This window comes from Streptomyces sp. NPDC088746 (assembly GCF_044751065.1).
In the GTDB taxonomy this organism is placed as follows: domain Bacteria; phylum Actinomycetota; class Actinomycetes; order Streptomycetales; family Streptomycetaceae; genus Streptomyces.
Genome location: NZ_JBIVLA010000002.1, coordinates 657486 through 682691 on the forward strand (window position 1 = coordinate 657486; position 25206 = coordinate 682691).

At 71.6% G+C, this 25206-nt stretch carries 26 protein-coding genes; 8 read left to right on the forward strand and 18 right to left on the reverse strand.

Features of this window, described 5'->3' with window-relative positions:
- Positions 1-34: 34 nt before the first annotated feature.
- Positions 35-751: a L,D-transpeptidase family protein gene (locus tag ACIP63_RS10500; RefSeq protein WP_401513366.1), complete on the reverse strand. Its 717-nt coding sequence runs from the start codon at positions 749-751 to the stop codon at positions 35-37.
- 89 nt (positions 752-840) lie between these two features.
- On the reverse strand, positions 841-2148 hold the full coding sequence (locus ACIP63_RS10505; RefSeq protein ID WP_401513367.1) for an MFS transporter: 1308 nt from the start codon (positions 2146-2148) through the stop codon (positions 841-843).
- Positions 2149-2210: 62 nt separating this feature from the next.
- Here ACIP63_RS10505 and ACIP63_RS10510 point away from each other — a divergent pair, with 62 nt between their 5' ends.
- Positions 2211-3164, forward strand: coding sequence for a LysR family transcriptional regulator (locus ACIP63_RS10510; RefSeq protein ID WP_401513369.1), 954 nt, complete (start codon positions 2211-2213; stop codon positions 3162-3164).
- A gap of 16 nt (positions 3165-3180) precedes the next feature.
- Here the strand turns inward: ACIP63_RS10510 and ACIP63_RS10515 are convergent, their stop codons facing one another.
- Complete coding sequence (locus tag ACIP63_RS10515) at positions 3181-3939, reverse strand: alpha/beta hydrolase (RefSeq protein WP_401513371.1); 759 nt, start codon at positions 3937-3939, stop codon at positions 3181-3183.
- 103 nt (positions 3940-4042) lie between these two features.
- On the opposite strand from ACIP63_RS10515, the gene ACIP63_RS10520 reads away from it, so the two are divergent.
- A complete protein-coding gene (locus tag ACIP63_RS10520; protein WP_401513373.1) occupies positions 4043-5197 on the forward strand; it encodes an adenosine deaminase in 1155 nt (384 codons plus the stop codon).
- A 133-nt stretch (positions 5198-5330) separates the two neighbouring features.
- Positions 5331-5627: a hypothetical protein gene (locus ACIP63_RS10525; protein WP_393767205.1), complete on the forward strand. Its 297-nt coding sequence runs from the start codon at positions 5331-5333 to the stop codon at positions 5625-5627.
- Between the two features lie 74 nt (positions 5628-5701).
- Here ACIP63_RS10525 and ACIP63_RS10530 read toward each other — a convergent pair whose 3' ends face one another.
- The 5 genes from ACIP63_RS10530 to afsQ1 all read right to left on the reverse strand — a co-directional run bounded on the left by ACIP63_RS10530 (position 5702) and on the right by afsQ1 (position 9587).
- On the reverse strand, positions 5702-5905 hold the full coding sequence (locus tag ACIP63_RS10530) for a PspC domain-containing protein (RefSeq protein ID WP_104788518.1): 204 nt from the start codon (positions 5903-5905) through the stop codon (positions 5702-5704).
- Positions 5906-5997: 92 nt separating this feature from the next.
- The gene (locus ACIP63_RS10535) at positions 5998-6573 is read right to left on the reverse strand and encodes a VanZ family protein (RefSeq protein ID WP_401515054.1); all 576 of its coding nucleotides are present in this window, start codon (positions 6571-6573) and stop codon (positions 5998-6000) included.
- 175 nt (positions 6574-6748) lie between these two features.
- Positions 6749-7393, reverse strand: coding sequence for a hypothetical protein (locus ACIP63_RS10540; RefSeq protein ID WP_401513377.1), 645 nt, complete (start codon positions 7391-7393; stop codon positions 6749-6751).
- Entirely contained in the window at positions 7390-8913 is a 1524-nt protein-coding gene (locus ACIP63_RS10545) for an ATP-binding protein (protein WP_401513379.1), read from the reverse strand. The genes ACIP63_RS10540 and ACIP63_RS10545 overlap by 4 nt, the downstream gene beginning before the upstream one ends.
- Positions 8910-9587, reverse strand: a complete 678-nt coding sequence (afsQ1, locus tag ACIP63_RS10550) for a two-component system response regulator AfsQ1 (RefSeq protein WP_176724363.1) — start codon at positions 9585-9587, stop codon at positions 8910-8912. Before afsQ1 ends, ACIP63_RS10545 begins: the two co-directional genes overlap by 4 nt.
- 181 nt (positions 9588-9768) lie before the next feature.
- Here afsQ1 and ACIP63_RS10555 point away from each other — a divergent pair, with 181 nt between their 5' ends.
- On the forward strand, positions 9769-10515 hold the full coding sequence (locus ACIP63_RS10555; protein WP_401513382.1) for a SigE family RNA polymerase sigma factor: 747 nt from the start codon (positions 9769-9771) through the stop codon (positions 10513-10515).
- 126 nt (positions 10516-10641) lie between these two features.
- Here the strand turns inward: ACIP63_RS10555 and ACIP63_RS10560 are convergent, their stop codons facing one another.
- On the reverse strand, positions 10642-11337 hold the full coding sequence (locus ACIP63_RS10560; protein ID WP_401513384.1) for a uridine kinase: 696 nt from the start codon (positions 11335-11337) through the stop codon (positions 10642-10644).
- A 63-nt stretch (positions 11338-11400) separates the two neighbouring features.
- On the opposite strand from ACIP63_RS10560, the gene ACIP63_RS10565 reads away from it, so the two are divergent.
- Complete coding sequence (locus tag ACIP63_RS10565; RefSeq protein WP_401513386.1) at positions 11401-11826, forward strand: hypothetical protein; 426 nt, start codon at positions 11401-11403, stop codon at positions 11824-11826.
- 59 nt (positions 11827-11885) lie between these two features.
- On the opposite strand, the gene ACIP63_RS10570 is transcribed toward ACIP63_RS10565, so the two are convergent.
- From ACIP63_RS10570 to deoC, 3 genes are read right to left on the reverse strand one after another with little or no spacing between them, the layout of a single operon-like run.
- Positions 11886-12782: an aldehyde dehydrogenase family protein gene (locus ACIP63_RS10570; RefSeq protein ID WP_401513389.1), complete on the reverse strand. Its 897-nt coding sequence runs from the start codon at positions 12780-12782 to the stop codon at positions 11886-11888.
- Positions 12775-14211, reverse strand: a complete 1437-nt coding sequence (locus tag ACIP63_RS10575) for an aldehyde dehydrogenase family protein (protein WP_401513390.1) — start codon at positions 14209-14211, stop codon at positions 12775-12777. Before ACIP63_RS10575 ends, ACIP63_RS10570 begins: the two co-directional genes overlap by 8 nt.
- Positions 14212-14217: 6 nt before the next feature.
- Positions 14218-15165: a deoxyribose-phosphate aldolase gene (gene deoC / locus ACIP63_RS10580; RefSeq protein WP_401515056.1), complete on the reverse strand. Its 948-nt coding sequence runs from the start codon at positions 15163-15165 to the stop codon at positions 14218-14220.
- A 124-nt stretch (positions 15166-15289) separates the two neighbouring features.
- On the opposite strand from deoC, the gene ACIP63_RS10585 reads away from it, so the two are divergent.
- Complete coding sequence (locus tag ACIP63_RS10585) at positions 15290-15928, forward strand: PH domain-containing protein (protein ID WP_401513392.1); 639 nt, start codon at positions 15290-15292, stop codon at positions 15926-15928.
- Positions 15929-16101: 173 nt separating this feature from the next.
- Here ACIP63_RS10585 and ACIP63_RS10590 read toward each other — a convergent pair whose 3' ends face one another.
- The 4 genes from ACIP63_RS10590 to ACIP63_RS10605 form a co-directional block, all read right to left on the reverse strand.
- On the reverse strand, positions 16102-16239 hold the full coding sequence (locus tag ACIP63_RS10590) for a hypothetical protein (RefSeq protein ID WP_401513395.1): 138 nt from the start codon (positions 16237-16239) through the stop codon (positions 16102-16104).
- Positions 16240-16299: 60 nt separating this feature from the next.
- Positions 16300-17940, reverse strand: a complete 1641-nt coding sequence (locus ACIP63_RS10595; protein ID WP_401513397.1) for a phospho-sugar mutase — start codon at positions 17938-17940, stop codon at positions 16300-16302.
- Positions 17941-18259: 319 nt separating this feature from the next.
- The gene (locus ACIP63_RS10600) at positions 18260-19084 is read right to left on the reverse strand and encodes a purine-nucleoside phosphorylase (protein ID WP_104788537.1); all 825 of its coding nucleotides are present in this window, start codon (positions 19082-19084) and stop codon (positions 18260-18262) included.
- A 105-nt stretch (positions 19085-19189) separates the two neighbouring features.
- Positions 19190-19627 carry a gamma-glutamylcyclotransferase gene (locus ACIP63_RS10605; RefSeq protein ID WP_033297850.1) on the reverse strand — a complete coding sequence of 146 codons (438 nt, stop codon included), beginning with the start codon at positions 19625-19627 and terminating at the stop codon, positions 19190-19192.
- Positions 19628-19877: 250 nt separating this feature from the next.
- Here ACIP63_RS10605 and ACIP63_RS10610 point away from each other — a divergent pair, with 250 nt between their 5' ends.
- Positions 19878-21317 (forward strand): NAD(P)H-quinone dehydrogenase, encoded by a 1440-nt coding sequence (locus ACIP63_RS10610; RefSeq protein ID WP_401513399.1) that lies wholly within the window; start codon positions 19878-19880, stop codon positions 21315-21317.
- 139 nt (positions 21318-21456) lie between these two features.
- Positions 21457-22425 carry a DeoR/GlpR family DNA-binding transcription regulator gene (locus ACIP63_RS10615; protein WP_401513401.1) on the forward strand — a complete coding sequence of 323 codons (969 nt, stop codon included), beginning with the start codon at positions 21457-21459 and terminating at the stop codon, positions 22423-22425.
- Between the two features lie 23 nt (positions 22426-22448).
- Here ACIP63_RS10615 and ACIP63_RS10620 read toward each other — a convergent pair whose 3' ends face one another.
- Together ACIP63_RS10620 and ACIP63_RS10625 are read right to left on the reverse strand one after the other, a co-directional pair.
- Positions 22449-23072: a TetR/AcrR family transcriptional regulator gene (locus tag ACIP63_RS10620; protein ID WP_401513403.1), complete on the reverse strand. Its 624-nt coding sequence runs from the start codon at positions 23070-23072 to the stop codon at positions 22449-22451.
- Between the two features lie 98 nt (positions 23073-23170).
- Positions 23171-24925: an acetyl/propionyl/methylcrotonyl-CoA carboxylase subunit alpha gene (locus ACIP63_RS10625; protein WP_401513405.1), complete on the reverse strand. Its 1755-nt coding sequence runs from the start codon at positions 24923-24925 to the stop codon at positions 23171-23173.
- Between the last annotated feature and the right edge of the window lie 281 nt (positions 24926-25206).

Sequence of the window (25206 nt, forward strand, 5' to 3'; positions counted from 1 at the left end):
TGACAGCCGGGGCGGGAAGCGTGGAAACCGCTGCTCAGGTGCCGGGCTTGCGTCCGTAGACGAAGACGTCGTCGCCGTTCTTCAACAGGTTCCAGTATGACTTCGCGTCCGCCGGGCGCATGTTGACGCAGCCCGCCGACCCAGGGTTGTTGTACATGGACTTGGTGACCGAGTGGAACGCCTGCCCGCCGTCGAAGAACTGGGCGTACGGCATGCGGACGTCGTAGAGCGTCGACCAGTGGTCGATGTTGCGCCAGTAGATCTTCTTGGCACCGGTCCGGGTCTCGTCGCCGTTGCGGCCCGTGCGCACCGGTACCGGGCCGAACTTCAGCTTGGACCCGTCCTGGATCCAGCTCAGCTGCCTGGTCAGGTCCACGCACGCGATGCGCCCCTTGTTCGTGGGGCACTTCTTCGCCTTGTTCGGGGTCTTGCCCGCGGCCTTCTGGGCGGTGATCGTCTTCATCGTGCGCCAGGTGACCGGCCCCGCGTACCCGATGTTCGGGGTGATGCCCTTGGCGGTCTGGAACGAGCGGATCGCCTTGCAGTCGGCCGTCGACTGCCGGCCGTCCGCCGTCCGCCCCAGCCACTTCTCGACCTGCTTCTGGTACGGCCCGGTGGAGGCCGTGCAGGACGCCGCCTGCGCGGCCGTGCCCGTGCCCAGGACCAGGGCCGGCGCGACCACCAGCCCGGCGACGGACAGGACGGCCCCGCGCCGCACCCGTACGCCGCGTATGTTCCCCATGATCGTCATGTACGCCTGCTCCCCTTCGCGTTCGCCCGCGGTGTGTGACTCCGCTTGTTGGACGTGCGTCGGGGAGCTGCGGTTGTGCCGGGAAGGTCTCAGTTGTGCACCGGTGCCGGGGCCGCGGCGCGGAGCCGCTCGGTCCGTGCCGCGCGGCTCCCGAAGAGGGTGATCGACAGGACGCCGAGGACCGCCAGGACGCCCAGTACGACCGTGCCGGCCCAGCCTCCGGCGTGGAACGCGACGGCACCGAGCGTGCCGCCCGCGCTGGAGCCCAGGTAGTACGCGGACTGGTAGAGCGCCGAAGCCTGGGCGCGGCCCGACGTCGCCGTACGGCTCACCGAGGACGAGGCGACCGCGTGCCCGGCGAAGAAGCCGGCTGTGATCAGGACGAGGCCGGCGAGGACGGCGGCCAGCTGGTCGGCCAGGGAGACCAGCAGACCCGCGGCCGTCGTGGAGACGGCGAGGTAGAGCGCGCCCCGGCGGCCCAGCCGGGCGACCAGCCGGCCCGCGGCGGCGGAGGAGACCGTACCGACGAGGTAGACGAGGAAGACCGAGCCGACGATGCCCTGCGGGAGGCTGAAGGGTTCCTCGACGAGCCGGTAGCCGATCACGGTGTAGACCGCGCCGAACACCGTCATGAACAGGGCGCCGATCGCGTACAGCCTGCGCAGCAGCGGGTCGGAGAGGTGGCCGGTGACGGTCTTCGCCAGGGCCTTCGGGTTGAGCGAGGCGGGGCTGAAGTGCCGGGCCTTGGGGATCATGAAGTGGAACACCACCGCGCAGGCCACGGCGAGCAGCCCGATCGCGCCGAGCGCCACCCGCCAGCCCCACAGCTGGGCGACCCAGCCGGCCAGGATGCGGCCGCTCATGCCGCCGATGCTGTTGCCCGCCACGAACAGTCCGATCGCGGCCACCAGCGCCTTGGGCCGTACCTCCTCGGCCAGGTAGGCCATCGCGGAGGCGGGCAGCCCCGCCAGCGCCGCGCCCTGGATCGCACGCAGTGCGATCAGCCAGCCGAGCGACGGGGCGAAGGGCACGAGCAGCCCGATCACCACGGCGACCGCCAGGGAGGCCGTCATCATCTGGCGCCGCCCGAAGCGCTCGGAGAGCGCGCTCAGCGGCAGGACGCAGAGGGCCAGGGCACCCGTCGCCGCGGAGACCGTCCAGCTCGCCTGGCCGGCCGTCGCGCCGAAGGACGCGGAGACGGCGGGCAGGAGGGCCTGGGTGGAGTAGAGGAGGGCGAAGGTCGCGACACCCGCCGCGAAGAGCGCGAAGCTCATCCGGCGGTAGCCGGGACCACCGGGAGCGAGGCGGTCCGGGACGGTCGGGGAGACGGCGGCGGGGGATGACGGAACGGCGGCGCCCAGCACGACGGTGGACGCCCCGGTACTGGCAGGAGGCATGCACCGAACGTAGACCGCACGGTTTCATGCGTCCAATGCATGAAACCCTCATAATCGTTCCCATGGCGCATCAATACAGCTCACAGCCGCGGCTGTCACCGAGCAGTTACGAAGAAGACATCCGGGCCGTGCTCGCGCCCCGCCTCGCGTACTTCGAGGCGGTGGCCCGCCACGAGCACGTCACCCGTGCCGCGCAGGAGCTCGGCGTCCCGCAGTCGACGCTCTCGCGGGCCATGGTGAGGCTGGAACAGGACCTGGGCGTCGCCCTGTTCGCCCGCAGGGGCCGCACCGTCTCCCTCACCCCCGCGGGCCGCACCTTCCTCGGCTCGGCCGAACGCGCGCTGGCGGAGGTGGAGAAGGCCGCCGACTCGGTGCGCGCCGACGCCGACCCCACGGCGGGCAAGGTCGCCTTCGGCTTCCTCCACACCATGGGCTCCGAGACGGTGCCGGCCCTGATCCGCGCCTTCCGCGCCGACCACCCCCGGGTCCGCTTCCAGCTCGTCCAGAACTACGGCGAGGCGATGATCGACCGCCTGCGGGCGGGCGGCCTCGATCTCTGCCTCACCTCGCCCGTCCCCGACGCCCCGGACCTCGTCGCCATGCGCCTGGACGAGCAGCGGCTCCGCCTGGTCGTCCCCGACGACCACCGGCTGGCGGGCCGCCGGCGCATCCGCCTCGCCGAGGCCGCCGACGAAACGTTCGTCACCCTGGAACCCGGCTACGGGCTGCGGCGGATCACGGACGACCTCTGCGCCGAGGCGGGCTTCACCCCGCGCGTCGCGTTCGAGGGCGAAGAGGCGGAGACCCTGCGCGGCCTGGTCGCGGCCGGGCTCGGGGTGGCACTGCTGCCGCCGCCCGCCGTCGCCCGGCCCGGCGTGGTCGAGCTGACGGTCACCGCCCCGCGCGCGGCCCGCGAGATCGGGGTCGCCTGGCTGGACGGCCACCCCGACACGCCGCCGGTGGCGGCCTTCAAGCGCTTCCTGCTCTCGCGCCGGGGAAGCCTGCTGCCGGACTGAGCCCCTCCGCAGGCGCTCAGTGCCGCAGCGACCGGCCGAACCCCGCCGCGAGCGGCATCCGCAGCCCCAGCGGCGGGGGAGCGGCGAAGGCGTCGGCGACCGGGCGTGCGTACGACCGGGCGAAGAGCGAGCCCCGTACGAAGTCCGAAGCCAGCGCCATCACTTCGGACCGGTGCTGGCGCAGGGCGTGCCCGTCCGAGTGGACCTCGAAGCGGCAGGTGTCCCGGTTGGCCTTCTTCGCCCGCTCGGCCAGCCGGTAGGACAGCTCCGGATTCGTCCGCGCGTCGTTCGTGCCGTGGACGATCAACACCCGGCGACCCGCCAGATGTTTCACCGGTTCGGGTTCCGGCTCGGTGTCCTCCAGCAGCCAGGGGGCCATCGCCAGCACGGAGTTGACGGCCGTGTGCCCGGCCCCGCGCAGCGCGGCCCGGCCTCCCATGCCGTGCCCCACGAGACACACCGGGATGTCGCCGTAGCGGCGTAGGACCTCGTCGGCCGCCCAGTGGGCGTCGGCCACCGGATCCGCGTCGGCGTTCCACCCCCGGGTGCGGTAGCGCACCACGTGCACCGCGAGTCCGTCGTCCTGGCCGGCGCGGGCCAGCGTCCGGGCGAACGGCAGCTGTGCCGCGTACGAGAAGGGGGACGGACGGCGCCGTGAATCGGTCTCGCCGTCCGGGAGCAGCAGGACCACGCCGCTGACCTCGGGTGCTGCTCCGGCCGTGAGGACGGCCCGTCCCAGCCGGGCGGCAGGCAGGGGAAGTGCGCGCTGTGCCATGACAGAACAGTGTCAGAAGGGCAGGTGTATTCCACCTGGCTTCGCGGTCACTGTTACGCATCGACGGCCAGCGCTCTACGCGCGTAGGCGCTAGAGTGCCCCAATGACGAGCCAGACCCTGAACGTCCCCGGTCCCGACCAGATCCGCCGCGCGCCCAAGGTGCTCCTCCACGACCATCTCGACGGCGGCCTGCGCCCCGGCACCGTCGCCGAGCTGGCGCGGGAGCAGGGTTACGACGCCCTCCCCGAGACCGAGCCCGACAAGCTCGGCCTCTGGTTCCGCGAAGCCGCCGACTCCGGTTCGCTGGAGCGCTACCTGGAGACGTTCGCCCACACCTGCGCCGTCATGCAGACCCGTGACGCGCTGTTCCGGGTGGCCATGGAGTGCGCCGAGGACCTCGCCGAGGACGGAGTCGTCTACGCCGAGGTGCGGTACGCGCCGGAGCAGCACCTCACCGAGGGCCTGACCCTCGAAGAGGTCGTCGAGGCGGTCAACGAGGGGTTCCGCGAGGGTGAGCGCCGGGCCCGTGCCGCCGGCCACCGCATCCGCGTCGGCGCCCTCCTCACCGCGATGCGGCACGCCGCACGCGCGCTGGAGATCGCCGAACTCGCCAACCGCTACCGCGACCTGGGCGTCGTGGGCTTCGACATCGCGGGGGCCGAGGCGGGCTACCCGCCCACCCGCCACCTGGACGCCTTCGAGTACCTCAAGCGCGAGAACAACCACTTCACCATCCACGCGGGCGAGGCCTTCGGGCTGCCCTCGATCTGGCAGGCGCTCCAGTGGTGCGGGGCCGACCGGCTCGGCCACGGTGTACGCATCATCGACGACATCGAGATCGCCGACGACGGCGGTGTGACGCTCGGCCGCCTCGCCTCCTACGTACGCGACAAGCGCATTCCGCTGGAGCTCTGCCCGACCTCCAACCTCCAGACCGGTGCTGCGGCGTCGTACGCCGACCACCCCATCGGGCTGCTGCGGAAGCTGCATTTCCGTGCCACCGTGAACACGGACAACCGGCTGATGAGCGGGACGAGCATGAGCCGGGAATTCGAGCGGCTGACCGAGACTTTCGGATACACGCTCGACGACATGCAGTGGTTCACAGTCAATGCGATGAAATCAGCGTTCATTCCTTTCGATGAACGTCTGGCGATGATCAATGACGTCGTAAAGCCCGGATACGCGGAACTGAAATCCGAGTGGCTCTTCCGTCAGACGGCTGTGACCAGCGCATCTTCATCCGTCGCCGGCTGAGCGAAGCGGAAACGGAACGGCCGGGATCGCGAGATCCCGGCCGTTTCCGTGTCCCGGCATGTTTGCGGGACGGGCGGGGAGCTGACTACGTTGCAGAGCCGCTCACATCCCCTTCCCCAAGGATGAATTTCACATGAAGCAGTCTGCTGTCAGGACCCTCGGTGTCGCCGCTCTCGGTGCCGCTTTCGCCGCCGCCGGGGCGGGCAGCGCCTCCGCCGTCGCCGTGCCCGTCGACTCCCTGGCCGGCGCCCTGCCCGCCAATGTCGCGCTCGACTCCGTCACCGACGCGCTGCCCGCCGTGCAGAAGGCGGCCGGCGGTCTGCTCGACCAGCAGCAGCGTGGCAGCGGCGACCTCTCGGCCCCCGGCACCAACCTGCTCGGCGGCCTGCCCGCCGGCGGCCTGACCGGCGTCCTGCCGATCGGCGGCTGATCACCGCACACGCGTGTGGGGCGCACACCCGGACCGGGTGTGCGCCCCACGGCTTTTCCCCGTGGTCCCCGCGGTCACCAGGCCGTCGCGGCCGGGCTCTTCTCCGACGGCAGCAGTGCCCACAGCGCCAGGTAGAGCAGGAACTGGGGGCCGGGGAGCAGACACGACACCAGGAAGATCACGCGCATCGTTCCTGCGGAGGTGCCGAAGCGCCGGGCCAGCGCCGCGCACACCCCACCGATCATGCGTCCCTCACGGGGGCGGACAAGTGCGGCCATGGTGAGCTCCTTCGCGAACCGTTTCGGGGAGCAGCTCCGTCGTGCTCCCGGTACCTCCATAGTGGCTCCGAGGAGGGGGACAAAGCATCGCTCTACGGTGCGATACCGACCCTGGTAATCGTCGGGGTGGACCCCTGAGGGGCCTCGCCCCGGAAGGACCGGGCCCCGTTCCCGATCCGGGAGAGGTCGCCCGCCCCCGCCCGGTTGCCCCGGCGCAGCCGTGACCGCGACAGCGGGACGACCAGCAGGTGGGCCAGGGCGACGCCCGCGGTGTTGAGCAGCAGCGAGTCGACGTCGACGACCTGGCCGGGCACCCCCGTCTGCCCCAGCTCGATGGCCATCGAGATCAGGGCGCCGGCCGCGACCGTACGGGCCAGCGAGGCCCACGGGGAGACGAGCAGCCTGCCGCCGGCCATCGGCAGGAGTATGCCCAGCGGGGCCAGCAGCAGCAGGCCCTCACCGATGCGGCGCACGGCTTCGGCCGCGCCGAGGGCCAGGTCGGCCCTGATGCCGGCGAACGGCTGGAAGTTCGCGGCCGTCATCCAGGGCACGTCCAGCGGGCGCAGCGTCAGCCAGCCGACGAACAGAAGATGCGCGAGGAGGAGGGTTACCCCCGCCGCGCGGAAGCGGATGACGGCCGGGCCGTCCGAACTGTGACGCACGTGCACCAAGACGCCCCCACCGCCAGGATCGGTTCCGCCCCCTCCCCGGCAACCCCTGTGACGAGCGGCACGCCCTCCGGGCCGTCGGGTCATCGGGAAGTTGTGGACGCCCATACGGGGCGAATCGGGCACCCTGCTGTCTTCAGCTTCCCAACGACCGGCCGGGGCCGCCGGGGCCGGCTCAGGACAGTTCCAGCGCGCCCAGGGTGGGGACCTCGCCGGGGAGGCTCTTCGTCTCCGAGGTGCACAGGTATCCGCGCGGGGCGTAGTCGCCCGGTCCGCCCAGCAGCACCGAGCCCCCGGAACCGAGCGCCTCGCTCTCCGCGTACGAACACACCACCTGCGCGAGCGCCTCCGCCGGAAGGTCGTCCGGCTGCCGGCTGAGGCGCAGCGTGCCCTCCGGGTCCCCCTTGTGGGCCTCGGTGACCCGCAGCCCCGCCGGGACGTCGGTGGAGAAGCCGGCACGCCGCTCATCGGCGTCCGGGTCCCGCTGGAGCTCGCTCAGGAGCGCCCGCGCGACCAAAAGGGGGTCGGAGCGCGAGTCGTCGACCTCGACCGTGCGCTCGACCGTCACCAGCTGCGAGGCGCAGACCAGGTACACCCGTACGGTGACGTTCCCCTGCGGTGGCGCGGTCGCCTCTGCCGACGCCGTACGGCACGGCATCCGGGACGGCGCCGCCCCCGCGTCGACCGGCACCGAGGTGCTGCGGATGCCGCAGCCCCCGGCCAGCGCCGTACAGGCCGCGACGGCGGCCAGCGCGGCGACGGCCCGGCGCCCCGGCCCACCCCTGCGCGGTACGCCGTACGCCCGCTCGCTGCGCGTCACTTGGCGTCGCCCTTCTCGTTCGGGTCCGGGTCGTCCGGCCCCGCCAGCCGCTCCGCGTCCCTCGGGAGCCGCAGCACGAACATCGCGCCCTCGCCGTCCGGCAGATTCGAGGCCGTGATGTCACCGCCGTGGATGTGCGCGTTCTCCACCGCGATGGAGAGGCCGAGACCGCTGCCCTCGGAGCGCGGGCGGGATGCGCTCGCCTTGTAGAAGCGGTCGAACACGTGTGGCAGGACCTCTTCGGGGATGCCGGGGCCGTGGTCGCGGACCTCGATGACCAGATCGTCCTCGTCGGTCCGCACGGACACCCGTACCGGCGACCCGCCGTGCTTGAGGGCGTTGCCGATCAGATTCGCCAGGATCACGTCCAGCCGGCGCGGATCGAGCCGCACCATGATGCCGCGCTCCGCGTCCAGGTCGACCGCGTCCAGCCAGGCACGGGCGTCGATGCAGGCGGTCACCTGGTCGGCCACGTCGACCGTGTCCAGCACGAGGCGGGCCGTACCGGCGTCGAAGCGGGTGACCTCCATGAGGTTCTCGACCAGGTCGTTCAGCCGCCGGGTCTCGCTCACCACCAGGTGCACGGCCGGAGCGATCATCGGGTCGAGGCTGTCCGCCTCGTCCTCCAGCACCTCGGCGACCGCCGTGATCGCGGTCAGCGGGGTGCGCAGCTCGTGCGACATGTCGGCGACGAACCTGCGGCTCGACTCCTCCCGGGCGCTCATGTCCGCGACCTTCTTCTCCAGGGAGCTCGCGGCCTTGTTGAACGTATGGGAGAGATCGGCGAGTTCGTCGGTGCCGGAGACGGCCAGGCGGGTGTCGAGCTTGCCCTCGCCCAGCTTGCGGGCCGCGTCACCGAGCCGCTGCACCGGCCGCAGCACGGTCGTCGCCGCGGCCTGGGCGAGGAGCGCCGAGCCGACGAGCGCCAGTGCGGTGGCGATCCCGAGGGACCAGGCCAGCGAGTTGAGGTCCTCGCGCTCCTGGTCGAGCGACTTCAGCATGTAACCGGCGGGGCCACCGCCGATGATCTTCGTACCGGCCACCAGGTAGGGCGTGTTGCCGAGGGTCGTGCGCTGCCAGAACAGGTGGTACTCAAAGGTGTTGGCCGACGTCAGCGGCTGCTTCTTGTTCACCTGCTTCTGCAGCGAGGCGGGCACGTCGGCCTTGGTGAAGGAGTCGAGGTCGGACGAGCCGGTGACGGGCTTGCCGTCACGGGTGCCGATCAGCAGCACGTGGTAGCCCGGACCGCTGGTGGCCATCTGCTCGGCGGCGTCCCGCAGATCGACCGCCGTCGGCTCCAGCGGCAGCGAGGCCGCGCGGTTCTGCATCTGGCGGCGGAAGTCGCCGAGCGCCGTGTCCTGCGTACGCGTCAGGACGGCCTCACGGTTGAGCCAGTAGGCGATGCCCGAGGCGGACACCGCCGCCGTCAGGGCCACCAGCGCGAACACGATCAGGAGCCGAAGCCGCAGGCTGGTCCAGCGAAGACCCGCGAGTATGGAACGTTTCGCGGTATCGCTCACTGAGGCGTGTCCAGCCGGTAGCCCACGCCCCGCACGGTACGGATCAGGGTCGGCGAGGACGGCACGTCCTCCACCTTCGCCCGCAGCCGCTGCACACAGGCGTCCACCAGCCGCGAGTCACCGAGATAGTCGTGCTCCCAGACGAGACGGAGCAACTGCTGTCGGGACAGGGCCTGTCCGGGGCGCCGGCTCAGCTCCAGCAGGAGCCGCAGCTCGGTCGGCGTGAGCTGCAGATCCTCCCCGTTCTTCGTGACGGTCATCGCCGAACGGTCGATGACGACACTCCCGAACGTCGCCGAGTCGGTGGACTCCCTCTCCCCGCGGCGCAGGACCGCGCGGATACGGGCATCGAGCACCCGGCCCTGCACGGGTTTCACGACATAGTCGTCCGCGCCGGACTCCAGTCCCACCACGACGTCGATGTCGTCGCTGCGCGCGGTCAGCAGAATGATCGGCAGTTGGTCGGTACGCCGGATACGCCGGCAGACCTCGAAACCGTCGATCCCGGGCAGCATCACATCCAGCACAACCAGGTCCGGCCGCTGCTCCCGGAGCAGCTCCAGGCCGTCCTCTCCCGTCGCCGCGGTGGCCACACGGTGGCCCTGGCGTGACAGTGAGAGTTCGAGGGCCGTGCGGATGGCGTCATCGTCCTCGATCAGCAACAGGAAAGGCACGGGGGCCATTCTGGCCCATGGTTGTGCCACGTTTCGACAATCCCCCCGACTTGATCCGCCGACTTGAGCCCCGACATGCCCTGTGACAGCTCTGTGACAGTCGGGGGACAGGGCCATGAAACTGCCCCGGCAAGCTCAATGGCACACGGAACGAACGGACTCCACCGATGGGGGGCGCCAGATGAACGCACTGCACAGCACCACCTCAAGCGCAGTTGTCACGCGCCTTCACGACGTCGGGCGGAGCCCGGAGAAGTCCGGTGCCGGAGCACGGGGGCGTGTACGTGGCGCCGGGCGTCAGCACTCGTCGTACCTGACGATGGTTGACGCGACCACGGGGGAGAACGGGGGAAGCGCGTACGGGGAGGGCTCGGGGGAGCGGAAGCCCCTGGCGCGGACGGAGGACGCCGAAGCGGCGTTCACCGCCTACGTCCAGGAGCGCCGCGCCTCCCTGTACGCGACCGCCTACCACCTGACCGGCGACCGGTTCGAGGCCGAGGACCTGCTGCAGAGCGCCCTCTTCTCGACGTACCGGGCGTGGGACAGGATCAGCGACAAGGCGGCCGTCGGCGGATATCTCCGCCGCACCATGACCAACCTGCACATCAGCGCATGGCGCAGGCGCAAGCTGAACGAATACCCGACCGAGGAGCTGCCGGAGACGGTGGGCGACACGGACGCGATGCGGGGCACGGAGCTGCGCGCGGTGCTCTTGCAGGCGCTCGCGCGACTGCCGGAACTCCAGCGCACGATGCTGGTGCTCCGCTACTACGAGGGCCGCACGGACCCGGAGATCGCGTCCATCCTCGACATCAGTGTCGGCACGGTGAAGTCGAGCATCTGGCGGTCGCTCCGCCGGCTGCGCGAGGACGAGGTCCTCAGCTTCGGCCGTGACGAGGAGGAGTCCTTCGGCGAGCTGGTGGCCTGAGGTCTACGGGGGATACGGGGGAAAGGCCGCGGCTTCGGGGGAGGCGGCGGCACGGGGGTAGCGCGCAGCGGGGGCGGACAGGCCGGGGGGTCCTGTCCGCCCCCGCCGCGTGTCCTGCGCCGAGGCCTAGTTCGGCACCGGGGTGCGGCAGCGTCCCGCCGCGGCTGCGGCCAGGCGGCCCAGGGCCTCCTGCTTGGCGCAGGGATACGCGCCCAGGGCCTTCTGGCGGGCCACGATGCCGCGCTCGGCCCGCATCAGGCGCCATCCGCGCCGCAGCAGGAACGGCACCGACTTGCGGCCCTCCCGCAGATCCCGCACCAGCCGCCGGCGGAACGTCGTCGACGGCCGGCCGCGCAGGCACAGCGCGTCCGCGAGCAGGCCCAGCTCCTGGCAGCGCCGCACGATGTCCGCCGCGAAGATGCCCTCCGCGACGAAGAGGGGCGTGCGCTCGATGTCGAGCGTCTCGCGGCCCGTCCGTGAGCTGGTGGCGATGTCGTACAGGGGAACGGACGTGCGTCCGGTGCGGCACAGCTCCGCTATGGCCGCGACCGCGCCGTCCGCGTCCCAGGAGAGGGCCGAGTCCCAGTCGATGTCCGCGCTGCCGGTGACCCTCGGCAGTGTCGGATCGTTGGCCTCCTTGTAGAAGTCGTCCAGGCGTAGCACCGGGAGACCGCTGCGGGCCGCGAGGGACGACTTGCCGGAGCCGGACGGACCGGCGAGCAGCACGACGCGCGTGGGGATCGGTTGGGAACTCACAGAACAGAAGTGTGAGGCATTGACCCGCGTAGGGGATCCCCGGGAGGTCCTGTTGGTATCGAGCATCACACCTCAACTACTCTGCGCGCACGGATGATTACCCGACACGTCCCGATCAGGTGGGAAAACATGGCACGTCATGCACTGTCCAAGCCCCGGAAGCGCGCGCTGCTGCGCGCCGGTCTGACCCTCACCGCGCTGGGCGCGGCGCTCGGCGCCGGAGGCGCGGCGGCCCAGGCCGCGCCGCTGCCCGCCCCGCCCGCGACGGGTGCGGACACGGCGGACAGCACCCTGGGGGCGGTCGGCGACGCGGCGGCGCCCGCGTTGACCAGCGCGCTCGGTTACGGGCTCGCCGGGGCCGTCAAGCCCGTCACCGACCTGCAGCTCGACCCGCTGGCCGGGACGGGCGTGGACCCGCTGGACAACGCGGTGGGCACCCAGATCGCCGACTTCAAGCCCGTGACCACGGCGGTGGTCACGGACCCGCTGACCAGCGGCGCCGCGCTCGGTGATCTGCCCGTGATCGGAGAGGTGACCGGTCTGATCACCGGCTGATCCGACGTACGCATGCGTGTGGGGCCGCCTCCGGGCGGCCCCACACGCATGCGCAGAGGTCAGTACGAGGAGCCTGAGGCCCCCAGGGCGCCTGTCGGGTGCCAGACCGTCTTGGTCTCCAGGAAGGCCGTCAGGCGGTGCGTACCCGGGTCCGCCGACCAGTCGCCCCCGTCCACAGCCTGTGGACGGCGCACCCGCTTAAGATTGTCCGCCGCCGCGATCTCCAGCTCCTTCGCCAGAGCGGCGTCGGCCCCGGTGAGGTCGATGGCGTTGACGTCCTGGTGCGAGGCCAGCGGCGCCGCGAGCTCCGCCGTCTTCCCCGACAGGATGTTCACCACACCGCCGGGCAGGTCGGAGGTCGCCAGGACCTCGCCCAGCGAGAGCGCGGGCAGCGGGGCCTCGGCCGAGGCGATGACGACCGCCGTGTTCCCCGTGGCGATCACCGGGGCGACGACCGACACCAGGCCGAGGAACGACGACTCCTGGGGGGCCAGGACCGCGACGACACCCGTCGGTTCAGGGGTCGACAGGTTGAAGAACGGTCCCGCGACCGGGTTCGCCCCGCCCACGACCTGGCCGATCTTGTCCGTCCAGCCCGCGTACCAGACCCAGCGGTCGACCGCCGCGTCCACGACGGCAGCCGCCTTGGACTTCGACAGCCCCTCGGCGTCCGCCACCTCCCGTACGAACTGCTCCCGGCGGCCCTCCAGCATCTCCGCGACGCGGTAGAGGATCTGGCCGCGGTTGTACGCGGTCGCGCCCGACCAGCCGCCGAACGCCTTGCGCGCGGCCACGACGGCGTCACGCGCGTCCTTGCGGGAGGACTGCGGGGCGTTCGCCAGCCACTTGCCCTTCGAGTCCGTCACCTCGTACACCCGGCCGCTCTCGGAGCGGGGGAACTTGCCCCCGACGTACAGCTTGTAGGTCTTGAAGACACTCAGTCGTCCGTCAGACATCGAGGTAGGCCTCCAGACCGTGGCGGCCGCCCTCGCGGCCGAAGCCCGACTCCTTGTATCCGCCGAACGGCGAGGTCGGGTCGAACTTGTTGAACGTGTTGGCCCAGACGACGCCGGCCCGGAGCTTGTTCGCCACCGCGAGGATGCGGGAGCCCTTCTCCGTCCAGATGCCCGCCGAGAGGCCGTACTGGCTGTTGTTGGCCTTCGCGACGGCCTCGTCCGGCGTGCGGAAGGTCAGCACCGACAGCACCGGGCCGAAGATCTCGTCGCGGGCGACCGTGTGCGCCTGGGTGACACCCGTGAAGAGGGTCGGCGCGAACCAGTAGCCGGACGACGGCAGTTCGCACGGAGCGGACCAGCGCTCGGCGCCCTCCGCCTCACCCGTCTCGACGAGCGCGCTGATCCGGGAGAGCTGCTCCGCGGAGTTGATCGCGCCGATGTCGGTGTTCTTGTCCAGCGGATCGCCGAGCCGGAGCGTGGACAGTCGGCGCTTGAGGGCGTGCAGCACCTCGTCGTGCACCGACTCCTGTACGAGGAGCCGGGAGCCCGCGCAGCAGACCTGGCCCTGGTTGAAGAAGATGCCGGTGACGATGCCCTCGACGGCCTGGTCGACCGGGGCGTCGTCGAAGACGATGTTGGCGCCCTTGCCGCCCAGTTCCAGCGTGGCCTTCTTGTCCGTGCCCGCGATCTGCCGGGCGATGGCCTTGCCGACCGCGGTCGAGCCGGTGAAGGCGACCTTGTTCACGTCCGGGTGCTCGACGAGGGCCGAGCCCGCGTCGCCGTATCCCGTCAGGATGTTGACGACGCCCTTGGGCAGCCCGGCCTGGCGGCAGATGTCCGCGAAGAACAGGGCGGACAGCGGAGTCGTCTCGGCCGGCTTCAGCACCACCGTGTTGCCGGTGGCGAGCGCCGGGGCGATCTTCCAGGCCAGCATGAGGAGCGGGAAGTTCCACGGGATGATCTGGCCGGCCACGCCCAGCGGACGCGGGTTCGCTCCATAGCCGGCGTGGTCCAGCTTGTCGGCCCAGCCCGCGTAGTAGAAGAAGTGCGCGGCGACCAGCGGGAGGTCCGCGTCACGCGTTTCCTTGATCGGCTTGCCGTTGTCCAGGGTCTCCAGGACGGCGAGCTCGCGGGAGCGCTCCTGGATGATCCGGGCGATCCGGAAGAGGTACTTGGCGCGCTCGGAGCCGGGCAGCGCCGACCACTTCTCGAAGGCCCTGCGGGCCGCCTTCACGGCGCGGTCCACGTCCTCGGCGCCTGCGCGCGCGACCTCGGAGAGCACCTCCTCGGTGGACGGGCTGACCGTCTTGAAGACCTTGCCGTCGGCCGCCTCGGCGAACTCGCCGTCGATGAACAGACCGTACGAGGGGGCGATGTCGACGACGGAGCGGGACTCCGGGGCCGGTGCGTAATCGAATGCGGATGCCATGGCGTATCAGTCCACCGTCACGTAATCGGGGCCGGAGTAACGGCCGGTGCTGAGCTTCTGGCGCTGCATCAGCAGGTCGTTCAGCAGGCTGGAGGCGCCGAAGCGGAACCAGTGGTTGTCCAGCCAGTCCTCGCCCGCGGTCTCGTTGACCAGGACGAGGAACTTGATCGCGTCCTTCGAGGTGCGGATGCCGCCCGCGGGCTTCACACCGATCTGGACGCCCGTCTGCTCGCGGAAGTCGCGCACGGCCTCCAGCATCAGCAGCGTGTTCGCCGGAGTGGCGTTCGTCCCGACCTTGCCGGTCGACGTCTTGATGAAGTCCGCGCCGGCCAGCATCCCGAGCCAGGAGGCCCGCCGGATGTTGTCGTACGTGGACAGCTCGCCGGTCTCGAAGATCACCTTCAGCCGTGCGGAGCCGCACTCGGCCTTCACGGCGACGATCTCCTCGTAGACCTTGAGATAGCGGCCCGAGAGGAAGGCGCCGCGGTCGATCACCATGTCGATCTCGTCCGCCCCGGCCGCCACGGCGTCGCGGACGTCCGCGAGCTTGACGTCCAGCGCGGCGCGGCCGGCGGGGAAGGCCGTCGCGACGGACGCGACCTTCACGCCGGAGCCGGCCAGCGCGGCGACGGCGGTCGCCGCCATGTCGGGGTAGACGCAGACGGCCGCGGTGCGCGGGGCCGTGCGGTCGGTCGGGTCGGGGTTGACGGCCTTGGCGGCGAGAGCCCGGACCTTGCCCGGGGTGTCCGCGCCTTCCAGCGTCGTCAGGTCGATCATCGAGATGGCGAGATCGATCGCGTACGCCTTGGCGGTCGTCTTGATCGAACGGGTACCGAGGGCGGAGGCGCGCGCTTCGAGGCCGACGGTGTCGACGCAGGGCAGCCCGTGCAGGAAGCGGCGCAGCGCACTGTCGGACGCCGTCGCGTCGGAGAATGGCGGAGCAGTGGTGGGCATGGTCACCACATGAGCATATCTACGCGCGTAGCGACCTGTACAGGGGGCTCCCCGCTTCCGCGCCTTCCACGGACCGCACGAGGCCTCTCCACGCCCCGCCCGGCCCGTCAGGCAGAATCGGACCATGACGAGCCCCACACCCCCCGCCGAGCCCGCCCACGCCGACCGGACCTTCCGGTCGGGTGCCGGGCTGGTCAGCGGCGTGCTGCTGATCCTGCTGGTCGGCTGGATCGGCGGCGACGCGGTGGTCCAGGGCAAGGGGTGGGTGCCGTGGCTGTCGCTGGCCGCGCTGCTGACGGTGATCCCGCTGATCGTCGCCTTCACGCTGCGCCCGGCCGTGTTCGCCGACGAGGAACGGATCCGGATCCGCAACCCGTTCCGCACGATCGTGCTGCCGTGGACGGACGTCTCCGTCGTACGCGCGGCGTACTCGAGCGAGGTCTTCACCCACGGCGGCGACAAGTACCAGCTGTGGGCGGTCCCCGTCTCGCTCCGCGAGCGCAAGCGGGCGGCCAGGAAGGCCACCCAGCAGGCGCACGACGATCCGTACGGCCGGACCTCCGTGCACGCCGACGTCCGCGACTCCCAGGCCCGCGCGGCGGCCGCCGACCAGACCGTGAGCGACCTGCGGGAGCTCGCCGAGAGCGCCGCCGCCCGCAAGGAACAGGGCACGACCACCGCGTCGGTCCGCTGGGCCTACGAGGTGATCGCCCCGGCCGCCGTCGGCGCCGTGCTGCTCGTGGTGCTGCTCGCCATCGGCTGACACGCGAGAGCACGCGGGACCGGTCGGAACGACCTGGGTGTTGGGCAGTTACGGACACCCATATCGGGCATAACGGTGCCGCTGTCTGTCCGTAACCGCCCAGCGACTTGTGGCGCCGCCCATGGGTAACCGACCTCGTGAGCCTGCCGACGGCAGCCCGGTCCAGCACCGGGCTACGAGAGTGCGAGCAGGCCCGCGTCGGTCGGCTCGAAGCCGCAGGCGTCGAAGTGGAACGCCCGCAGGGGGCTCTCGAAGTCGACGTGCAGCCATTCGCATCCTGCCGAGCGGGCGCCTTCGGTGGCAGCGGTCACGAGTCCAGGACTGGTGCCGGCGGCCGTCGACGTACTCGGCGAGGGCCAGGCGCGGCCGCCTCAGATCCCCGCCGCCGCAGCCAGGTCCCGCTTGATGGCGGCGAGCAGCTCCGCCGCCCGCTGCCTTGCCTCCGGCAGCTCGTCCGTGCCGCCGACCGGGACCACGACCTCCAGGTAGCACTTGAGCTTCGGCTCGGTGCCGCTCGGGCGGACGATGACCCTGGCGCCCGTCAGGTGGTAGCGCAGGCCGTCGGTCGGCGGCAGGGCGTCCGTGCCCTGTGAGAGGTCCTCGGCCGAGGTGACGGGGAGGCCCGCCAGAGCGGCCGGGGGAGTCTCGCGCAGGCGTCGCATGGCGTTCGCGATGACCGTCAGGTCCTCGACCCGGACCGAGAGCTGGTCCGTGGCGTGCAGGCCGTGTGCGAGTGCCAGGTCGTCGAGCAGGTCGAGGAGGGTGCGGCCCTTCTCCTTGAGCCCGGAGGCGAGTTCGGCGATCAGCAGCGCGGCGGTGATGCCGTCCTTGTCGCGGACGCCCTCGGGGTCCACGCAGTAGCCGAGCGCCTCCTCGTACCCGTAGCGCAGGCCCTCGACGCGGGCGATCCACTTGAAGCCCGTCAGTGTCTCCTCGTAGCCGAGGCCCGCCTTCTCGGCGATCCGGCCCAGCAGGGACGAGGACACGATCGACTCGGCGAAGACTCCGGTGACGCCGCGGTCCACCAGGTGGGCGGCCAGCAGCGCGCCCACCTCGTCGCCGCGCAGCATCCGCCATCCGCCCCCGGCCGAGGGGTCGGGCACGGCGACGGCGCAGCGGTCGGCGTCCGGGTCGTTGGCGATGACGATGTCCGGCTGTGCCCGGCGCGCGGTCGCGAAGGCGAGATCCATGGCGCCGGGCTCTTCCGGGTTGGGGAAGGCGACGGTGGGGAACGCCGGGTCCGGGTCCGCCTGTTCGGCCACGAGCACGGGCTCGGGGAAGCCGGCCCGGGCGAAGGCGGCCGTCAGCACGGAGGTGCCGACACCGTGCATCGCGGTGTAGACCGTCCGGGCGGTGCGGGGCGAACCCGGGCTGAGGACGGCGTCCGTACGCGCGAGGTATGCGGCCAGAACCTCGTCGCCGAGGGTATCCCAGCCCGACTCCGGGCGCGGTACGCCGTCGAGCGGGCCGACCGCCGCGATCGCGGCGGCGATCTCCGCGTCGGCCGGGGGCACGATCTGCGAGCCGTCGCCGAGGTAGACCTTGTAGCCGTTGTCGCGCGGCGGGTTGTGGCTGGCCGTGACCTCCACGCCCGCGACGGCCCCCAGGTGTCGTATGGCGTACGCGAGGACGGGCGTGGGCAGCGGGCGGGGGAGCACGGCGGCGCGCAGGCCGGCGCCGGTCATCACCGCCGCGGTGTCGCGGGCGAAGTCGGCCGACTTGTAGCGCGCGTCGTAGCCGACGACGATGAGTCCCCCCGACCTGCCCTGTGCCTTCAGGTACGCCGCGAGTCCGGCGGCGGCGCGGATGACGACGGAGCGGTTCATCCGCATCGGGCCGGCGCCGATCTCGCCGCGCAGGCCGGCCGTGCCGAACTGGAGCGTGCCCGCGAAGCGGTCCGCGAGCGCGGCGAGGTCACCGGCGTCGATGAGTCCGGCGAGCTCCGCGCGGGTCTCGGGGTCCGGGTCCTCGGCGAGCCAGGTCCTGGCCCGCGTGATGAGGTCCTGCTGCACGGTGTCCGCCTTTCTGCGGGTGGGGGTGCGGGTGGTGGGGCCGCCGCGCGGGGCTGCCGGGGGCTCTGCCCCCGGGCCCCCGCGCCTCAAACGCCGGCGGGGCTGGATTTGGTTGCCCAGTGCCTCACGAGGGGCGCCGCGGGGGGTTGCCGGGGGCTCTGCCCCCGGGCCCCCGCGCCTCAAACGCCGGCGGGGCTGATTTTGGTCGCCCAGCGCCTCTGGGGGAGGCGGGCCGATTTTGGTCGCCCAGTGCCTCGGGGAGGCGGGGCTGATTCTGGTCGCCCAGTGCCTCAGAGGGGAGGCCGGGGCCCAGCGCTGCTCAGATCCGGTCCAGGACCCGGGCCAGCAGTGCTCCCATGCGGGTCGCCGAGTCGCGGCCGGCCTGGAGGACCTCCTCGTGGTTGAGGGGTTCGCCGCTGAGGCCCGCCGCGAGGTTCGTGACCAGGGAGATGCCCAGCACCTCCGCGCCCGCCTCACGCGCCGCGATGGCCTCCAGGACGGTGGACATGCCGACCAGGTCTCCGCCCATGGCCCGGACCATGCCGATCTCGGCCGGGGTCTCGTAGTGCGGGCCGGGGAACTGCACGTACACGCCCTCTTCGAGCGACTCGTCGATCTCCTTGCACAGCGCGCGCAGCCGCGGCGAGTACAGGTCCGTCAGGTCGACGAAGTTGGCGCCGATGATCGGCGACGCCGCCGTGAGGTTGATGTGGTCGCTGATGAGGACCGGCTGGCCGGGGCGCATGCCCTCGCGCAGGCCGCCGCACCCGTTCGTGAGGATGACGGTCCGGCAGCCCGCGGAGACCGCCGTACGGACGCCGTGCGCGACCGCCGCGACTCCCCGGCCCTCGTAGTAGTGCGTACGGCCCAGGAAGACCAGGGCCCGCTTCTCCCCGATCCGGTACGAGCGGACGGTGCCGCCGTGTCCCTCCACGGCCGGGGCCGGGAAGCCGGGCAGCGCGGTGACCGGGAACTCGGCCTCCGGGATGCCGAGCGCATCGCCGGCGGGGGCCCACCCGGAGCCCATCACGAGAGCGACGTCGTGGGTATCGGCGCCGGTCAGCTCGCGCAGGCGGGCGGCGGCGTCGGCAGCGGCGGCGCGGGGGTCGCCCTGGATGTGGTCCGGAATAACAGATGCGTTCACGCGGATGAGGGTAACCGCTGATTCCCTACGCGCGTAGATGTGACGGCGGAGAGTCTGGCCGGTCACATTCGTATTTTCGTACAGGACGCGCCCGGAGGGCCCGGCTCAGCAGGGTCGTTTGCGCAGGTTCATCACATAGTCGTGGGGCGCGCCCGCGGACTCGGCGGCGTCCGCCACCTCGCCCAGATAGCGCGCGGAGGGCAGTCCGCCCTCGTAGCCGTTGAGGACGTACATCCAGGCCGGCTCCTCGCCGTCCAGCGTGTGCACGCGCACCCGCATGCGCCGGTAGATGTCGAGGCCGACACCCTCCCAGCGGTCCATGGAGTCCTCGTCCATCGGAGCCAGGTCGTACAGCGCGACGAACACCTGGGAACGGGGTGCCTCCACCACCGTGGCCAGCGCGCCCTCCCAGCCCATCTGCTCCCCGCCGAACGTCAGCCGCCAGCCGTTGAGCCAGCCCGTGCCGCGCAGCGGGGAGTGCGGTGCGCGGCGCGTCATCAGCCGCGCGTCGAGGTTGCCGGCGTACGCGGCGTAGAGCGACATGGGGTCGAGGGTACGGGAGGCGGCGGGAAGCATGCCGGTTCCGGCGAGGAAAGGCCCGGTCGTGGGCGGTCCGCCGGCGCCGGAGGCCGTGGCCCGGCCAGGCCCGTTCCCGTATGGAGGGCCCCGGGGCGAAGCAGCTTGGCGCGTGCGGGACAATGAATTACGTACTGCATACGCCGGGGCGATCCCCCGGACCCCCGGCCGGGGCGGCAGACGGCCGTGGGATGACACCACGCGAGGCGGACTTTTCGTGACCCGGATCGTGATCATCGGCGGCGGCCCCGGCGGCTACGAGGCGGCACTGGTCGGCGCCCAGCTCGGCGCGGAGGTGACCGTCGTCGACTGCGACGGCCTCGGCGGCGCGTCGGTCCTCACCGACTGCGTGCCCTCCAAGACCCTGATCGCGACGGCTGAGGTGATGACCACCTTCGACTCCTCCTACGAGGAACTCGGCATCATCGTCGCCGACGACACCCCGCACATCGAGCAGGCCGCCCGGGTCGTCGGCGTGGACCTCGGCAAGGTCAACCGGCGTGTCAAGCGCCTCGCGCTCGCCCAGTCCCACGACATCACCGCCTCCGTCACCCGCGCGGGCGCCAGGGTCATGCGCGGCCGCGGCCGGCTGGAGGGCCTCCAGGCCGCCGACGGGTCCCGGCAGGTCGTGGTGACCGCCGCCGACGGCACCGAGGAGCGGCTCACCGCCGACGCGGTGCTGATCGCCACCGGCGGCCACCCCCGGGAGATCCCGGACGCCCTGCCCGACGGCGAGCGCATCCTGAACTGGACCCAGGTCTACGACCTGGACGAGCTCCCCGAGGAGCTCATCGTGGTCGGCTCGGGTGTCACCGGCGCCGAGTTCGCCGGGGCCTACCAGGCGCTCGGCTCGCGCGTCACGCTCGTCTCCTCCCGCGACCGGGTGCTCCCCGGCGAGGACCCGGACGCCGCCGCCGTCCTGGAGGACGTCTTCCGCCGCCGCGGCATGAACGTCATGGCCCGCTCCCGCGCCCAGTCCGCCAAGCGCGTCGGCGACCGGGTCGAGGTCACGCTGGCCGACGGCCGCGTCATCACCGGCACGCACTGCCTGATGGCGGTCGGCGCGATCCCCAACACCGCGGGCATGGGCCTGGAGGAGTCCGGCGTCCAGCTCAAGGAGTCCGGGCACATCAGGACCGACCGGGTCTCCCGCACCAGCGCTCCCGGTGTGTACGCCGCGGGTGACGTCACCGGCGTCTTCGCGCTGGCCTCGGTCGCCGCGATGCAGGGCCGGATCGCGATGTACCACTTCCTGGGCGACGCGGTGGCGCCGCTGAACCTGAAGACGGTCTCCGCGAACGTCTTCACCGACCCCGAGATCGCCACCGTCGGTTACAGCCAGTCGGACGTCGACTCCGGCAAGATCGACGCCCGTGTCGTGAAGCTGCCGCTCCTGCGCAACCCGCGCGCCAAGATGCAGGGCATCAGGGACGGCTTCGTCAAGATCCTCTGCCGGCCCGGCACCGGCATCGTGGTCGGCGGCTGCGTCGTCGCGCCGAGGGCCAGCGAGCTCATCCACCCGATCGCGCTCGCCGTGGACAACAACCTGACGGTGGAGCAGATCGCCAACGCGTTCACGGTCTACCCGTCGCTCTCCGGCTCGATCGCGGAAGTGGCCCGGCAGTTGCACACCCGTAAGACCGAGGGCGAAGCGTAGGGCCTTCTCGCCCCGGCCCGCACTGCTCGTACCGACGGCGGTGCCCCCTATACCACCAGGGGGCACCGCCTGTGTACAACTTCTGTTATTCGGCGCAAACTGCTGAAAAGCAACCTACGGCCAGGTTACTGTCAGTTTCGTGTTCGCTGCAGAACGTCGTCAATTGATCCTCGAAATGGTGCGCGCCAACGGGGCGGTATCGCTCCGTGAGCTCGCCCGCGTCGTCCAGACCTCCGAAGTGACCGTACGGCGGGACGTGCGGGCACTGGAGGCAGAAGGACTCCTCGACCGCCGGCACGGCGGTGCGGTCTTGCCGGGCGGTTTTACGCGGGAGTCCGGCTTTCCGCAGAAATCCCATCTCTCCACCGCGGAGAAAACGGCCATCGCCGACCTGGCGGCCGGTCTGGTCGGTGAGGGCGAGGCCATCGTGGTCGGCGCCGGAACGACCACGCAGGAGCTGGCCCGCCGGCTCGCGCGGGTGCCCGGTCTGACCGTGGTCACCAACTCGCTGCTGGTCGCCCAGGCGTTGGCCCATGCCAACCGGGTGGAAGTGGTGATGACGGGCGGCACCCTGCGCGGGAGCAACTACGCGCTCGTCGGCAGCGGTGCCGAGCAGTCCCTCCAGGGGCTGCGGGTGAGCCGCGCCTTCCTCTCCGGCAGCGGGCTGACCGCGGAGCGCGGGCTCTCCACGTCCAACATGCTCTCGGCGAGCGTGGACCGGGCTCTGGTGCAGGCCGCGGCCGAGGTGGTGGTCCTCGCGGACCACACGAAGCTCGGCTCCGACACCATGTTCCAGACGGTTCCCACGGAGCTGATCACCCGTCTGGTGACGGACGAGCCGCCGGTGCACGACGAGCGTGCGGCCACGGAGCTCCAGGCCCTCGCCGACCAGGGCGTGGAGATCACGGTGGCGGGGCCCGACACGGAGTCCGGGGGCGGCGACCCCCTGCCGCCGGGACGGCAGACACGGCAGGACATGCCGCTGCCGGGCCAGCGGCGTACGCAGGGCGGACACGGAGGGCCGGGAGGGCTCGGCCCGCAGCTGCGGAGCGCCGCGGCGCTGGCGGAGGGGCCGGTGGGCCGGGTCGCGGACATGCGGCGCCGGTGAGGCCGTAAAGGGCGGAGGCCCGGTCAGCCGCCCTGTGGATCCGACGGTGCGGGGTCGGCGGGGTCGGCCGGGTCGGCCTTCAGGCCGCGGAGAGTCAGCCGCAGCAGCCGGTCGGCCAGGGCGGGGTCGGACGGGGTCTGTTCCGCGGCCAGCGCGATCGCGTTCGTCAGCTGGAGAAGGTCGTCGATCGACACGTCCGCCCGCACCGAGCCGCTCGACTTGGCTCGCGTCAGCAGTCGGTCCCCGGCCTGACGCAGCGGCACATGGCAGGACGTCAGCGCCGAAGTCCTGTCCCCGGAGGCCGACATGAGCGCCTGTGCCAGCCCGTGGTACTCACCCGCGTGGGTGACGATCGCGCCCAGCCATTCCACCAGCGCGGCGCAGGGCCGGTCGGACCGTGCCAGTTCGCGGGAGCGGTCGAGCAAGGCGGTCAGGGCCTCCTGGAACACGGCGTTCATCAGGGCCTGGCGGTTCGGGAAGTGCCGGTACAGCGTGCCGATGCCGACGCCCGCCCGCCGGGCGATGTCCTCCAGCGAGGCATCCGTGCCGTGGGCGGCGAAGGACACCCGGGCCACGCTCAGCAGCCGGTCGTAGTTGCGGCGCGCGTCGGCGCGCATCGGCCGTGCCGGTGTCGGTGCCGTGCCCATAGCCCTCACCCTGTCCTCCCTGGTGTCCGCTCCGCGTCACAAGGATGCCACTGGGGGCCCGGCGGTCGCCGGGCCCCCAGTGGCGGAAGAGCGGGTACTCAGTCCTTGATCTCGCAGATCGCGGCGCCGGACGACACCGAGGTGCCGACCTCCGCCGCCAGACCCTTCACCGTGCCGGAGCGGTGCGCGTTCAGGGGCTGCTCCATCTTCATGGCTTCGAGGACGACGATGAGATCGCCTTCCTTGACCTCCTGGCCCTCCTCGACGGCGATCTTGACGATCGTGCCCTGCATCGGGGACGCGAGGGTGTCGCCGGAGGCCGCGGAGCCGGACTTCTTCGCGGCGCGGCGCTTGGGCTTGGCCCCGGCGGCGAGGCCGGTACGGGCCAGGCTCATGCCGAGCGAGGACGGCAGGGAGACTTCCAGGCGCTTGCCGCCGACCTCGACGACGACGGTCTCGCGGCCGGACTCCTCGTCGGCCTCCGTGTCGGCGGGGACCGTGAAGGGCTTGATGTCGTTGACGAACTCCGTCTCGATCCACCGGGTGTGGATCGTGAAGGGGTCCGAGGTGAACGCCGGGTCGGCGACGACCGCACGGTGGAAGGGGATGGCGGTGGCCATGCCCTCCACCTGGAACTCGGCCAGCGCACGCGCCGCGCGCTGCAGGGCCTGCTCGCGGGTCGCACCGGTCACGACCAGCTTGGCCAGCAGCGAGTCCCACGCCGGGCCGATGACGCTGCCCGACTCGACACCCGCGTCCAGGCGGACACCGGGGCCGGCGGGCGGGGCGAAGAGGGTGACGGTGCCGGGGGCGGGCAGGAAGCCGCGGCCCGGGTCCTCCCCGTTGATCCGGAACTCGAAGGAGTGCCCGCGCACCGCGGGGTCGCCGTAGCCGAGCTCCTCGCCGTCGGCGATGCGGAACATCTCGCGCACGAGGTCGAGGCCGGTGACCTCCTCGGTGACCGGGTGCTCGACCTGGAGGCGGGTGTTGACCTCCAGGAAGGAGATCGTGCCGTCCGCACCGACGAGGAACTCCACGGTGCCGGCGCCGACGTAGCCGGCTTCCTTCAGGATCGCCTTCGACGCCGCGTACAGCTGCTCGTTCTGCGCCTGGGACAGGAAGGGGGCCGGGGCCTCCTCGACCAGCTTCTGGTGGCGGCGCTGGAGCGAGCAGTCACGGGTGGACACGACCACGACGTTGCCGTGGGTGTCGGCCAGGCACTGCGTCTCCACGTGCCGGGGCTTGTCGAGGTAGCGCTCCACGAAGCACTCCCCGCGGCCGAACGCCGCGACGGCCTCACGGACCGCCGAGTCGTACAGCTCGGGGATCTCCTCCAGGGTGCGGGCCACCTTCAGCCCGCGCCCGCCGCCGCCGAAGGCGGCCTTGATCGCGATCGGCAGGCCGTTCTTCTCCGCGAACTCCACGACCTCGGCCGAACCGGACACCGGGTCGGGTGTGCCGGCCACCAGCGGGGCACCGGCGCGCTGTGCGATGTGGCGGGCGGCGACCTTGTCACCGAGGTCCCGGATGGCGTGCGGCGGCGGTCCGATCCACGTCAGACCCGCGTCGAGCACCGCCTGCGCGAACTCCGCGTTCTCCGACAGGAAGCCGTAACCGGGGTGGACCGCGTCCGCTCCCGAATCCTTCGCCGCCTGGAGCACCTTGGCCATGTCCAGATAGCTGGCGGCCGGAGTGTCACCGCCCAGGGCGAATGCCTCGTCGGCCGCGCGCACATGCAGAGCATCCCGGTCCGGATCGGCGTAGACGGCTACGCTCCCGATTCCGGCATCCCGGCAAGCCCGAGCAACACGGACAGCGATTTCGCCACGGTTGGCGATGAGCACCTTGCGCACGATGACTCCCTCCTTGAGAACAAGCTGAGTTTAGGGACTACCAACACGGCCGTACGACCCGTCCCCAATAGTGAACTTGCCCACACGGAGTGTGATTCGAGGCTTGCTCGAGTCGCGAAATCCCTTGTCGCACCACGGTACGCCGGGATCCTCAACCGCACAGTAGCCACGAAGTGTGGCCCAAGTCTCTGTTCGTACGGTTAACGCCGCGCGGCGTTTCTTTGTGGACTCCCTACGAACGGACGAGGGAATCTTTGCCACCGCCCCGGGGAGGCGCCACG